The 13126-nt window shown below is 59.8% G+C and carries 13 protein-coding genes; 3 read left to right on the top strand and 10 right to left on the bottom strand.

Annotation, left to right across the window (positions count from 1 at the left end; all coding sequences use genetic code 11):
• Positions 1–43: 43 nt before the first annotated feature.
• The 10 genes from NET03_RS06295 to NET03_RS06250 all read right to left on the bottom strand — a co-directional run bounded on the left by NET03_RS06295 (position 44) and on the right by NET03_RS06250 (position 9170).
• The gene (locus NET03_RS06295) at positions 44–319 is read right to left on the bottom strand and encodes a YciI family protein (protein ID WP_252128047.1); all 276 of its coding nucleotides are present in this window, start codon (positions 317–319) and stop codon (positions 44–46) included.
• 14 nt (positions 320–333) lie between these two features.
• Positions 334–1050 (bottom strand): phosphate signaling complex protein PhoU, encoded by a 717-nt coding sequence (phoU, locus tag NET03_RS06290; RefSeq protein WP_252128046.1) that lies wholly within the window; start codon positions 1048–1050, stop codon positions 334–336.
• Positions 1051–1167: 117 nt separating this feature from the next.
• The gene (pstB, locus tag NET03_RS06285; protein WP_252128143.1) at positions 1168–1932 is read right to left on the bottom strand and encodes a phosphate ABC transporter ATP-binding protein PstB; all 765 of its coding nucleotides are present in this window, start codon (positions 1930–1932) and stop codon (positions 1168–1170) included.
• Positions 1933–2046: 114 nt separating this feature from the next.
• Positions 2047–2859, bottom strand: a complete 813-nt coding sequence (gene pstB, locus NET03_RS06280) for a phosphate ABC transporter ATP-binding protein PstB (protein WP_252128045.1) — start codon at positions 2857–2859, stop codon at positions 2047–2049.
• 14 nt (positions 2860–2873) lie between these two features.
• On the bottom strand, positions 2874–3770 hold the full coding sequence (pstA, locus tag NET03_RS06275) for a phosphate ABC transporter permease PstA (RefSeq protein ID WP_252128044.1): 897 nt from the start codon (positions 3768–3770) through the stop codon (positions 2874–2876).
• Positions 3767–4645 (bottom strand): phosphate ABC transporter permease subunit PstC, encoded by an 879-nt coding sequence (pstC, locus tag NET03_RS06270; protein WP_353655789.1) that lies wholly within the window; start codon positions 4643–4645, stop codon positions 3767–3769. The genes pstA and pstC overlap by 4 nt, the downstream gene beginning before the upstream one ends.
• A 186-nt stretch (positions 4646–4831) precedes the next feature.
• Positions 4832–5968 (bottom strand): PstS family phosphate ABC transporter substrate-binding protein, encoded by a 1137-nt coding sequence (locus NET03_RS06265; RefSeq protein WP_252128042.1) that lies wholly within the window; start codon positions 5966–5968, stop codon positions 4832–4834.
• Entirely contained in the window at positions 5961–6737 is a 777-nt protein-coding gene (locus tag NET03_RS06260) for a response regulator transcription factor (RefSeq protein ID WP_252128041.1), read from the bottom strand. The genes NET03_RS06265 and NET03_RS06260 overlap by 8 nt, the downstream gene beginning before the upstream one ends.
• A gap of 764 nt (positions 6738–7501) precedes the next feature.
• Positions 7502–7891 (bottom strand): DNA-binding transcriptional response regulator, encoded by a 390-nt coding sequence (locus tag NET03_RS06255; protein WP_252128040.1) that lies wholly within the window; start codon positions 7889–7891, stop codon positions 7502–7504.
• Between the two features lie 679 nt (positions 7892–8570).
• On the bottom strand, positions 8571–9170 hold the full coding sequence (locus tag NET03_RS06250; RefSeq protein WP_252128039.1) for a GNAT family N-acetyltransferase: 600 nt from the start codon (positions 9168–9170) through the stop codon (positions 8571–8573).
• Between the two features lie 70 nt (positions 9171–9240).
• Between NET03_RS06250 and NET03_RS06245 the strand changes: the two genes are divergently transcribed.
• The 3 genes from NET03_RS06245 (at position 9241) to murJ (ending at position 13124) form a co-directional block, all read left to right on the top strand.
• On the top strand, positions 9241–9978 hold the full coding sequence (locus tag NET03_RS06245) for a DUF72 domain-containing protein (RefSeq protein ID WP_252128038.1): 738 nt from the start codon (positions 9241–9243) through the stop codon (positions 9976–9978).
• 764 nt (positions 9979–10742) lie between these two features.
• Positions 10743–11294 carry an adenylyltransferase/cytidyltransferase family protein gene (locus NET03_RS06240; protein ID WP_252128037.1) on the top strand — a complete coding sequence of 184 codons (552 nt, stop codon included), beginning with the start codon at positions 10743–10745 and terminating at the stop codon, positions 11292–11294.
• Positions 11295–11504: 210 nt separating this feature from the next.
• Positions 11505–13124 (top strand): murein biosynthesis integral membrane protein MurJ, encoded by a 1620-nt coding sequence (gene murJ / locus NET03_RS06235; protein ID WP_252128036.1) that lies wholly within the window; start codon positions 11505–11507, stop codon positions 13122–13124.
• Positions 13125–13126 lie beyond the last annotated feature (2 nt).

Here is a 13126-nt window from a genome sequence, read left to right as displayed (position 1 = left end):
GGATGGTACGGCAGTGACATCGTAGCAGGCCAGATGCAATTGGTCACTGGGATGGCGGCGTGAACACGATGTTCCACGGCTTCAGGTGAATGTCTTGAAAGACTCCCGCTTCGAAGAACGGGTCGCCTTCAATGAGCGTTCGCGCCTCTTCTTCCGTTTCTGCCTCGTAGATAATGAGCGCGCCGCTATCGTCAACAAACGGGCCGGATGCCCAGAGCTTGCCTTGCTCACGCAAGGAGCGCAAGTACTGTCGGTGGACGGGGCGGACTTCCTGGATCTTTTCGGGATTGCCGTACCGGATGACCGCTGCCCAAAGCATGGTGAGCCCCCTCCTCACTCAACGTCGAACTCGGCTTCACGCTCACCAGCATAATCAGGTTCGGCAGGGCTGACGAGTGCCCGTGGATCCCCCGTGATGACAAAGGCGACCCGCTCACAGATGTTTGTCACCCGGTCGGCGATCCGCTCCAGGTTGTGCGCAGCCCACAAGAGCAGTGTGGCTCGCTCAATCGTCCGAGGGTCACTCATCATGTAGGTGAGCAATTCGCGGTACACCTGATCGTAGAGGGCATCAACCTCGTCGTCACGACACCAGATTGCCCGACACCGCTCCAAATCCATCTCGATAAAAGCGTCGAGGACCTGTCGCAACATATCGACCGAGATCTCGGCCATGCGGGGAATGTCGATTAGTGGTTTGAGCGGTGGCCAGGCACTGAGGCGAATCGCGATCTTCGCCAGCCCTTCGGCATAGTCGCCGATTCGCTCGAGTTCGCTAATGATGAACAGTGTCGCAGCGATGATCCGGAGGTCAGTAGCCATCGGCTGTTGCGTTGCGATGAGGAGAAGCGCACGTTCCTCCAGCGCATAGCTGCGCTCGTCAATCTCGCGGTCGCGCTCGATAATGCTTTGTGCGAGAGACACGTCATAACGCTTGAGCGCTTCGACGGCACGTTCGACCGCTTTCTCGACCATACTGCCGAGGTTGAGTACTTCTTGGCGCAGGGTCTGCAGGTCGCGCTCGAATTCTGCACGCGCTCGAGTTGCCATCTCGATACCTCGCTTTCGCTCCCGGTGGATACGTCGATCACGTATCCACGCTCGCTTCAGGACACGGCAGACGATCCGCGAAGTGTGACAAGTGTACGCCGAAAACGCAATCGTGTACTATCCGATCTTTCCAGTGATGTAGTCCTCGGTCTCCTTGCGCTTGGGATTCGTGAAGATCCGCTGCGCGGTGTCGAATTCGATCAAGCGTCCAGTTCGTTCCTCGCCAGCAAGGAGAAAGGCGACGTAGTCAGCGATGCGCGCCGCCTGCTGCATATTGTGGGTGACGATCACGATCGTATAGCGCTGCTTGAGCTCCCAGATTAACTCCTCAATGCGGTAGGTAGCGATCGGATCGAGCGCGCTCGTCGGCTCGTCCATCAGGAGAACGAGCGGCTCAACAGCAAGTGCACGGGCGATGCAGAGTCGCTGCTGCTGTCCACCGGAAAGAGAACTCCCCGGAGCCTTCAGCTTGTCCTTCACCTCGTCCCAAAGGGCGGCGGCACGGAGACTCCGCTCGACGATCTCGTCCGCCTCCGCACGGGAGAGCCGAGAGCGATGGAGCCGGACGCCTGCCAGGACGTTGTCGTAAATGGAGAGGGTCGGAAACGGGTTTGGTTTCTGGAAGACCATACCAACCAGCTGTCGCACCCGTGCCGGATCGACCCCAGGCTGGTAGATGTCAACACCTTCCAAGCGCACGCTCCCGGTCACCCGCGCGCCAGGTGTCAGCTCGTGTAGGCGGTTCAAGCAGCGAATGAAGGTCGATTTCCCGCACCCGGAGGGGCCGATGACCGCAGTGACTGCGCCGGGATGAATAGGAAGGGTGATTTCGGCCAGCGCTTGGAAACGTCCGTAGAAGGCGGAGAGCTGCTCCACGTCCATGCCAGCAGCAGTCGGTGCCTGCACGCGGGGCGCTGCCTCGGCACGTGCCGCTTGCGCGTTGGTCAGTGCGGCGATCGGGTCAGCCATGAGCCGAACTCCTCCGTGGTCGGACGGTTACCCGATCCGACCAGTGATGTAGTCCTCAGTGCGTCGGTCGCGTGGGCGCAAGAAGAGCTCCCGAGTTGGGGCATACTCGATCAACTCGCCGGTACGATCCTCCCCTGCCAGCATGAAGGCCGTATAGTGGGAGACGCGCGAGGCTTGCTGCATGTTGTGCGTGACGATGACAATCGTGTAGGTATGAGCAAGTTCGATCATCAGGTCCTCAATCCGCATGGTAGCCACCGGGTCGAGAGCTGAACAGGGCTCGTCCATGAGCAAGATCTGCGGCTCGAGTGCGATGGCGCGGGCAATACAAAGCCGCTGCTGCTGCCCGCCAGAGAGGGTGAGGGCGTTCTTTTGCAGCTTGTCCTTCACCTCATCCCATAGCGCAGCCTTGCGGAGAGCTTCTTCGACCCGAGCGGCGATATCTCCACGATATCCGTTCACGCGCAAGCCAAAAGCGACATTCTCGAAGATGCTCTTTGGAAAAGGATTCGGCTTCTGAAAAATCATCCCGATGTGGCGTCGCACCCAGACCGGATCGGTCGTCGGTGCGTAGAGGTCGATCTCTCCCCACCGTACCGAGCCTTCGACTCGCGCCTCTGGCGTCAGGTCATGCATCCGGTTGAGGGCACGCAAGAGTGTGCTCTTCCCACATCCCGAAGGCCCGATAATCGCGGTGATACGACGTGCAGGAATCGTAAAGCTGACGTCACGAATGGCCTGGTGCCGGCCATACCAAACGCTGAGTCGCTCGATGCGGAGAGCTGAAGGCTCGCTTGGCTCGACGATGTAGCGGGCTGGTTCACGGGTGACCAGGGTCATGGGACTGCTCTCCTTCAGAAGCGGATACGGCGTTGCAGGCGTGCGCGCAGGAAGATAGCGAGCCCGTTGAAGAGTAACAGCACGGCGAGCAGCACGATAATGCCTCCAGCTGCTCGTTCATGGAAGGCCGCTTGCGGCCGCGAAATCCAGTTAAAGATCTGAATCGGAAGCACAGTGAACGGGTCGAACAAGCTCTTGGGCGTGAACGCTACGTAGGTCAAGGCCCCGATGGTGATGAGCGGTGCTGTCTCGCCGATGGCGCGTGCTAAGGCAAGGATCGTCCCAGTGAGGATACCGGGAAGGGCAGCAGGCAAAACGAAGTGCCGCACTGTCTGCCAATGGGACGCACCAAGGGCCAGTCCTGCCTCACGGATCGAGGGTGGGACCGCTCGCAAGGCCTCGCGCGAGGCGATGATGATGATCGGTAAGACGAGGAGGCTCAACGTCAAGGCACCTGCGATGAGACTTCTCCCAAGCATGAAGGTCCGTACAAAGACACCAACTCCCAGGAGGCCATACACGATCGAGGGAACCGCGGCGAGATTGGAGATATTGACCTCGATGATCGCCGTGAGCCGGTTCCGCGGCGCGAACTCTTCGAGATAGATCGCTGCCGCGACACCGAGTGGGAAGGCGATGATGGCAACCAGAATCAGGATGTAGAAGGTCCCAACTAACGCTGAGCGAATGCCTGCTTGTTCGGGGCGCCGCGAGGGGTAACTTGTCAAGAAGTCCCAGGAAAGGACGTGCCAACCATCGCGCACAACATCAGCGATGAGCAGTCCGAGCGTTGTGAGCCCGATGATGATTGCCAGCGCGCTGAGAATGCCGAATAGCGTACCGAGCCGCTTACGCAGCGCCAGGCGCGGAGTGAACTCTCGATCGATTGGCAGGACTTCGTGCGCTGTCACTCGTAAACCTCCCGGAAGCGCTGGAGGAAGCGGTAACTCAAGAGGTTCAGCACCATGGTAATGAGAAAAAGAGCTGTTCCCACGGCAAAGATCGTCTGGTACTCGAGCGATCCATGTGGAGTGTCACCCAGACTTACCTGGACGATGTAGGCAGTCATTGTTTCCATTGCCACGAGTGGATTCAGCGTGAGGCGGGGTACTTGTCCCATCGCGATAGCAACGATCATCGTCTCGCCGATCGCGCGTGAGATTGCGAGGATAGATGCTGCCACGATGCCGGAAAGCGACGAGGGGACAACGACACGCCAGACGACCTCGAGTTTGGTTGCTCCGAGTGCATAGGCACCTTCGCGCAGGCTCTGGGGCACAGCACGCATCGCGTCTTCGGACAGCGAAGCGACGAGCGGTAGGATCATGATGCCCATGACGAGTCCAGCAGATAGTGCATTGAATACCTCGAGTTGCGGGATGAAGCGCTTAAGGAGCGGTGTCACGAAGAGCAAAGCGAAGTACCCGTACACTACTGTCGGCACACCAGCTAAGATCTCCAAAATTGGCTTCACGATGCTGGCGAGGCGTGGAGAAGCGTATTCCGAGAGCCCGATCGCAGCGAGAAGTCCGAGCGGTAATGCGACAAGCATGGCGATGGCCGAGACAAGCAGTGTGGCGGTGAGTAGCGGCCAAATACCAAAGTGTTTCTCAGTGAAGAGTGGCGTCCACTGCGTGTCAGTGAGGAAGTCAATAAGCGATACTCTCTGAAAGAAATGGAATGTCTCAATGCTGAGCGTGTAGATGATCCCGATCGTCGTCGCAACTGAGATCAGTGCGGAGAGGAAGAGTAGACTGAGGATGATCGACTCGCGGAGACGACGTATCCGATCGACCCGTTGAGTTCCGGTGAGAAGACGCAGAATCCATTCTCGACGCTCCGCAGGAGTCGTCACCGGCGCCAGAAAGGGTTCGGTCGTCACCTCGTCACCTCGCTGCGCAGCAATCGACCGCGAGCGAGGGATTCAACCCTCGCTCGCGGATTGTACCCGGTCACCCGGGGGCGCCGGAAGTTACTCCTCACGCTTCAGCACGTCCTCGATCGAGACGCCAACTTCAACACCCTTAAAGACGGAACCCGTTTTGCGATCTTGGAAGCGCTTCATGGCAAGTTGGTACGCCTCGTCCGGCAACGGAATATATCCGACCTCTTCAGCGAGCGTCGCTGCATTCTCTAGGTAAAACTCGACGAACGCTTCCACTTCCGGCCGATCAGCTTGATCTCGCGCGACATAGATGAAGAGCGGCCGGGAAAGTGGCTGGTACTGCCCCGTCTTGACGGTTTCTAGGCTTGGCTCGACTGGTTGGCCTGTCTTGGGGTTGACGATCGGGACGATCTTCACCTTGCCTTGATTCTCAACGGCATAGGCTAAGCCGAAGTAGCCGAGGGCATTCTTATCACCAGCGACTCCCTGCACGAGCACGTTGTCGTCCTCCGAGGCGGTGTAGTCGCCACGGCTGGCGCCGGATTTCCCATTGATAGCCTCGGTGAAGTAGTCGAACGTTCCGGAGTCGGTGCCCGGTCCATAGAGGTTGAGAGGGGCGTCTGGCCACTCTGGCCGTACCTGGTTCCAGCGAGTGATCGTGCCTTGGGCTTCTGGTTGCCATATCTTCTTGAGGTCATCGACAGTGAGCTCTTTTACCCAATCGTTCTGGGGATTCACAACGACGGCAAGCCCATCGAAAGCGACCGGCAGCTCGATGAACTCTCGTCCCTTCTGCTCGCAAGCTTGGAGTTCAGAATCCTTGATCGGACGCGAGGCATCGGAGATATCGGTCTCCTTATTGCAGAACTTCTGGAAGCCGCCGCCGGTGCCGGAAATTCCAACCGTGACTTTGACGTTGGGATACTGCTTCTGGAACTCCTCGGCGACGGCCTCCGAAATAGGAAAGACGGTACTGGATCCATCGATAGCGATCGTCCCGCTGAGCTCTGCGGGCCGCGTCGGTGTCGCTACTGTCGCCGGTGTTTCTCCTGCCGTGGGGCTCGCGCCAGCCGCAGGTGTCTGTCCGCCGAGTGCCGTGGTCGGCGTTGCTTCCGCTCCGCGACACGCCGCGACCAGTGCGCTGGCTACCGGCATAGCCACTCCGAGTGCCGCTACGCGGGTCATGAGCTGTCGCCGGCTCCAGCGGATTGGTGTCTCAGCCATGAGTTTCTCCCTCCTCGCTCAAAACGTCCTCTGTTCGCATCTCTGGAACGAACCGGTACCCAATCCCATGCACGGTCTGAATGAGTCGTCCTCCTTCTGCCTCCCCTCCGAGTGCCTCGCGGATGCGATGCACATGCACATCGACATTCCGCAGGTCGACAATATCGCGGCCCCAGACGAGATCGAGCAGCTCCTGCCGTGTGCAGACCCGCCCGGCTCGCTCGACGAGTGCTGCCAGGAGCGCAAACTCGCGGGGAGCCAGCCGGATCTCGCGTCCGCGGTAGACGACGCGATGCTCGTCGCGGAAGATGACCAGGGTTCCCGCTGTCAAAACGTTTCCTGGCGAGGAGTCACCCCAGCGGCGCAGGAGGGCTTCTATTCGAGCGAAGAGTTCGCGTGTCCGGAACGGCTTCGTGACGTAGTCGTCGGCACCCGCTTGGAAGAGTGCCACGATGTCATCCTCACTGTCCCGAGCCGTGAGAACGAGAATCGGCGCGCTCAACCACTTGCGGATCAACCGGCAGACGTCGCGTCCGTCGATGCCAGGCAGCATGAGGTCAAGAACAATAAGGTCAGGGCGGACAGTTCGGGCAAGCATGATCGCCTGGCGCCCCTCGCTGGCGGTCCACACGCTGTAGCCACGTTGCTGGAGGCTGTAGGCGAGGATCCGTGACAATGTCGGATCGTCCTCGACAACCAGGATGCGCTGTTGCGTGGTTGGGCTCGGCGCTGGGTTACCGGTCTGCACTGCTGTTCGTTCCTGCCGCACCGGCCGTCCTCCATCCTCTGTTTGCAGTATAGGAAGCGGAGTTTAACTGCAGTTTCGCGCTACATTAACGTGGGTTGAACGACCACATCCGAAAGTTTGGCTTTGGTCGCCCAGTACAGCAGGCGCCGTGACGGGTCTGGAGAGGATCACCATCCAGTTGTCTTGCTGAAAGCCTTGCCACATGAGCCGCGAGCACCGGAGGGCAGCACAGTCCTGTATTTCGACTGGGTCTGATGCTGTTGAAGGATACTGTGGGTTACCTTGGGGAGCGTACCTTGCTTCTTCGCCCGGCATTGGTACCCCAGGGGATGTCATCGCCTCCCAGGGCGTGATCGTTCGCTCCTACCATGGCTCTGCACGTGGCGCACGTCCATGCTCTCCGTCTGGCTGTGGCGACCCTGAACGGGATTCGAAACAGCGCACACGATCGCTGTTGCCGACACAGGTCCTGACACCTTTTTCTGCCTTCCCGAACTCTTCCTTACTCTTCTCCTCTTCCGAAACACATCGAGTAGGGAGAAGCAGACCAGACAGCGGCTGCTGTGGTACCAGACAGAGGATCGGGCCTGACGTGCGGTGAATGGCAAGGGACATGAGGCAGCAACGTCGGGAGGAGGGGAACTGTCTTTCCCCTTCCCGCACCCGCCAGTCAGGTGGGCGAGCGATCGCAGCTGCATGACCGACCATTGCTCTGGGTTATCCGGCTGGCTCGGAGTGGGAAAAGAAGGGCGCGATGACGCTGCTGTGTTCCGACAGCTTCTCCTTCAAGCTTCGCGGCTGGGATTTCCTGGCAAAGGGGCCAGCCGCTGGACAGTGGCGATGATATCCCGAATCGTGACGGGTCGCTTGAGGACAATCGCTGCCCGCTGTTCCAGCCAGCGTGGTACGGCTCGTAGTGGACTGACCAGAAGGATGAGCGCAGCCTCGGGATAATGCTCCAAGAGGGTTCGTAGCGCTTCTCCTTGCTGTCCGTCTTGTGCCAAGTCTACGACGATAACGTGCGGCCGGAGTCCCCAACGTTCGAGATACGCGATGGCATCCGCCGCTCGCGCGTGAACCGAGACGTCGTATCCGAGTTCTTCCAGTTCTGCTCGCACGTACGAGCGGGTTGGCCATTCAGGCTCAACGAGGACGATGAGAGGAAGGTGCTGCACGGGAAGACACTCCACGGCTATCTTTGCGGGTCGGAGCTCGCGACCGCTTTGACAGGCAGAGCGGTCGCCTGAAAGCTTTCAGGCGACCGCTGTCCACGACAGGTGCCGGAATCCGACTCCGAGTGCACTGACGGTCTCACTCCGTGTCACGGATGAGCCGTGCTTCGAGAGATTCCTGGCATTGCCAACACTGGTGCGGGCCAGCAGTCTCTCGGCAACGATCGACCGCTGCTGGCGAGTTCAGTGCATAACCCAATGCACAGCGCAGAACCGTACGCTTGCGTCCACGTTTGGTTTGAAAGGTCACCTTCTTCAGCATTGGGCAGCCGAGCCAGAGTTGTTCCTCGGAGTCGGTGTCCGGCGCGGGCCGAAATACCTTCGCTGCAAGCATCGCGCCGGTCACCTCACATTCGTCCGGTCATCCCGGAAGCGTTCCCAGCTTGAAACCGCCGTGGGCTGTGCTCCCGCGGGGGCTGGGTTCCGTCTCCAGTATACCGTCAATCACGAACGTCGCAGTGGGGAAGGATCGAGTCCCGGCGCTGTAGGCCGTTGGGCATCGCATGCCGTATTCCTCCGCTGATGGTGGCAGCGTCCCGACCGAACAGAGGATGCATGCCGCGGGCTATAGGGCGCAGCGTCGTTCCAGGGGGTGCGAGCGGTCACTCAGAACGCGAAGGGCTCACTCACGGGAGTGCCGCAGATGGAGTTTCTCCGCGAGCACCGGACTTTGGAACTCGCTCGCCAGAATATCCATGATGACGATGTCATCACGGTATGGCCCAATCCGTGTCGCTTGCCGTAGGCGTCCAACCTCCCGGAAGCCCACCCGGTCATAGACCGCGCGAGCTCGCTCGTTGGAGGCGTAGTAGCGAAGCCAGATATGATGCAAGCCGAGCACCGTGAATCCGAAGTCCAGCAGGAGAGTCAAGGCTTCAGTCGCGTATCCTCTTCCCCAGACACTCCGCTCACCGATGACAATTCCAACCTCAGCACTTCCGACTGCGAAATCGATACCAAAGAGCTCTGCGTTGCCCACTGGTCGATCGTCAGGCCGTTCGTAGATCGTAAAGACCCGGCGGGTCGGGTCGCGGCGTGCCTGCTCGAACCATTCGAGCTCGTCCTCGACTGTGAAAGGGACGCGCCAATGTGCTGTGAGTGTCCGAGAGACCTCGAGGTCGTTCATCCAGCGTTGGTAGATCGGGGCCAAGTCTCGACGGATAGGGCCGAGATAGACGAGTTTGCCCGGAACGATGACCTGGAGATGAAGGTGCTCTTCCATCCCCGCGCTGCTCCCTCGGCTCGGCGTGTTACCCTTCCACCAGTGACATTTTGCGGAGGCGATTTCTCCCATGTTGCTCGTCGGTACCTCGGGATGGTCGTATCGCCACTGGCGCGGGCGCTTCTATCCTCCTGAACTTCCCCCATGGCAGTGGTTCTCGTTCTATCTCCGGGAGTTTGCCACAGTCGAGCTGAATGTGACGTTCTACCGCTTGCCGGCGCGCAAGCGCTTCGAGGAATGGGCGCGCCTGGCTGCTGAGCGGCCCGGCTTTGTCTTCGCAGTGAAGGCACCTCGCACGATCACGCATCTGCGGCGACTCGTCGATGCTGCCGAAGAGCTCCGCCGCTTTCAGGAGGCGATCGCTGGTCTGGGCTCGGCTCTCGGCCCGCTGCTCTTCCAACTGCCACCTGGGTTCACGCGCGATCTGGATCGTCTCCGAGCGTTCTTAGAACTCTTACCGGCCGGCCAATCGTTCGCCTTTGAGTTTCGTCATCCGAGTTGGTTTGTTCCCGCTGTTGCTGAAGTGATTGCCAGTGCAGGCGGGACCGTTGTCTATGCGTACGGTGGAGTGCATCCGACCCCCGAGGACTTCCCGCATGTGGGGCCGCTCTGTTACGTGCGCGTGCACAGTGGCCTCTACGACATCGGGTTGACTGATGAGGAGATCGACCTGCTTGCCGGGCGACTCCAGCGGTGTGCCGATCATCCAGGTTACGTCTACTTCAACAATGACGCGTTTGCGCATGCGGTGATGGACGCCCGCCGGCTGCGTACGGCGCTCGCTCAGCGGCGCGTAGCCGTCGAGTAAGTCGCGCACGAGAATATGTTGGTTGTTATGAGAGGAGTGCCGCCTGTCCTTGATGGCGAGAGACCCGGCGACGTAGTCCGGGTAAAACGCGCCAAAGACGCGCCAACCACGGATCAAGTGATCCTTACCAGCAATCGAGTCTTCGCTGGTCACGATTTGAGCTCGCGGAATACTGAAGATCTTATAAGGTTCGCATTATGGCACAAAACTTCGATGGTAATTCAGGATCACGAGTAGCACAGCGTGAATGCTAGTATCAATTCTCGTCGTCTAGTTGATATATATTCGGTTCACTCGAATGCTTCGGGTGAGCATCTGGGCGGGCTTTTCTGCCTTGAATGATAAGCCAGCGCCGTTGGCCAAGCGGAGCATGGCTTGTTCGGTGGGCGCAAAGACTGTTGGTGGAACACCATAGGGATTGCGCTCCTCCAACTACGTCGGATTGGCACTGGGACGGGTCGCTCAACTGTTGATTCATCGATTGCGTTCCTTGACGCTTCTGACCCGAGAAGTGCTTGGACCAGGTTGTCTGACAGCTGTAGGCCCACGGACACATTGGTGAATGCAAGCCACATGGTCAGAACAGGTCGAACCGCATGAAGGAGCCGGTAGCCGAACACCGTCGTGCCATCCATCTTCTCTCGTCCTGGAGTGTCATCACGTGCTACTTGTCATTGATGAACCGCAGACGAATGATGGTTGCGAAGTGAGAAACAACACGCGTCCTACCCTTGTGCCTTGGCGCAGCAGATGTGGGAGGAAGCATGGGCCAGCGAATCGACTTCGATGATCTCGCAGCGCTCGGTGACGAGCTCCGCCGAGCTGGGAAGCGGATCGTGCTGACGAACGGGCACTTCGATCTCCTCCACGTGGGGCATCTTCGTTCCCTCGAAGCTGCCCGGCGACTTGGTGATGTCCTCGTTGTCGCGGTGAATGACGACGCTTCCACGCGTCGACGCAAGGGACCAACAAGGCCATTCGTCCCGGCCCAGGAACGGGCTGAACTCCTGGCTGGCCTCGCCTGTGTGGATTACGTGACAGTCTTCCCCGACGACACGGCAGACCGAGTGATCCAGCTCCTCCGACCGCATGTCTACGTGAAGGGTGGAGACTACGGGGTGACACCAGAAGAGCTTGCCAGTGGAAAGCAACCACTCCCAGAGGCGGAGCTGGTTCGTGCACTCGGCGGAGAGGTCGTCTTGATCCCGTACGTTCCCGAGCGTTCAACCACAGCACTTGTCCGCCGGATCCTTGCTGCCTATGGCTGTGCTGGAAGCGGCGACCGACTGCTCTCCAGTGAGGAGACCGACCAATGATGCTCCCTGACGACGGGCCTCTCGGCGAATGGGCCTTCGGGGGATCGTGCACCATGTTGTTCTCCCCCTGCGTCTGAGTGATTGCCTGGAGGGCCCATGAGCACCAGTTGGCTCTCCCTCGCTTCTATCAGAGAGTTGCCAACGCGGCCGCGTTACGTGCCGCACTCGGTACACTCCTGCTGGCTCGGGTGAGCGGGCAGGAGCGAGAGTGTGACACGCGATCCCACACCGTCGGCGACTGAGACAGGTTTGGCAGAAGCCGCGCACCGCGAGCGGGCTCAGGTCGCGCGTGCGGCTGGGGTGCTCATGGTCGGCGTAGTGCTCAGCCGCATCCTCGGGCTCGTGCGGGAACAGATCACTTCCTACTTCTGGGGAACGACGAACGAGGTTGCGGCATTTACCATTGCAGATAACGTCCACACAATGCTCTTCGACCTCGTGATCAGCGGCATGCTACAGGCCGCACTTGTCCCGGTGCTGAGTACCTACGCGGATCAGCGAGACGAGTTCCGCCGCATCGTTGGTGGTCTTCTGATGTGGGTGCTGCTCGTCGTTGGTGGGGCAGTCGCGCTGGTGGCCCTGGCTGCTCCCTGGGTCGTCTGGGCGATGACAGCGCTCGGCGGCGGAGAGGCAGCTCGGGGCGCTGCGACATTCCAACTGACGATTCGGCTGGTCCGGCTCATCGTGCCCGCGGTGCTGTTCCTGGCCGTCTCCACAGTCCTGATGGCCGCGCTCTACGCATTGCAACGCTTCACGCAACCGTCGCTTGCGCTCAGCGTGCGTAACGCCGCAATTGTTACCTGCGCACTCCTGCTCGGGCACACGATCGGGATTGCGAGTCTGGTTCTTGGGGTGCTCCTTGGCGCGCTCGGTCTCGTCGTGCTGCAGTTGTGGGGGCTGCGTGACTGCCTGCCGAGGTTGAACCTCCAGCTCTGGCACCCAGCGATCCGCCGCATCTTCATCCTCTACTTGCCGATTTTTCTTGGTCTCTTCGCGAACACCGTAGCACTGACGATTGACCGGAATTTAGCGTGGGGAGTCGACCCACATGCGCTCGGCGCGATGCGTTATGCAACGGCCCTGAACCAGATGATCCTCGGCTTGGTGGCTGCTGCGACCTCGCTCGCTGCGTTGCCGACCCTTTCGCGACATGCTGCAGCAGGCGACGAACACAGCTATCAGCGGACACTCTCGCTGGGGCTCAAATTCGTGGCGCTCCTAATTTTCCCCGCAACGCTTGGCATGGCAGCCTTGAGCTGGCCGGTCGTCACGTTACTCTTCTATCATGGTGCGACTGATCTGGAGGGAGCGCGTGCGATCTGGATAGCTTTGCTCGGCTATCTCCCGGGGACACTCTGTGCGGCTTTTGACCAGGTACTGATCTTCGCAGCTTACGCGCGGCAGAACACGCGCACACCGGTGTTGGTCGGTGTTTTCTCGGTCGGGATCTATTTCCTCGTCGCGCTGACACTGGTGCGTCCGCTCGGCATGCTTGGGTTGGTACTGGGGAATACGGCGCAATTTATCGCACACGCGCTCGTCATGTGGTGGATCTTGCGCCGCTGGCTCGGTCGGGTCGGTGACGGAACCGTTGCTCGGACACTGCGGGCAGCGGGAATCGCTTCACTGGTGATGGCACTCATCGTCACAATTGTGGTGCTGACAATTTCCCACTGGGTCGTACCAGAACAACAATCACTGCTGGCGCGGGCAGCACTTGTTTGCCTTGGCCTCATAGTGGGCGTTCTCATCTATGGGGCTGTGCTTCGGCGCTTCCAGGTTCCCGAATTCCAATTCTTGCTGCAGGCGCTGCGTGCGCGACTTGCCTGAGG

Origin of the sequence: Thermomicrobium sp. CFH 73360 (assembly GCF_023806465.1) — a bacterium.
GTDB lineage: Bacteria > Chloroflexota > Chloroflexia > Thermomicrobiales > Thermomicrobiaceae > Thermomicrobium.
Note: the sequence above shows the minus strand (reverse complement) of the source record. Positions and strands in the feature narration are given on the sequence as shown.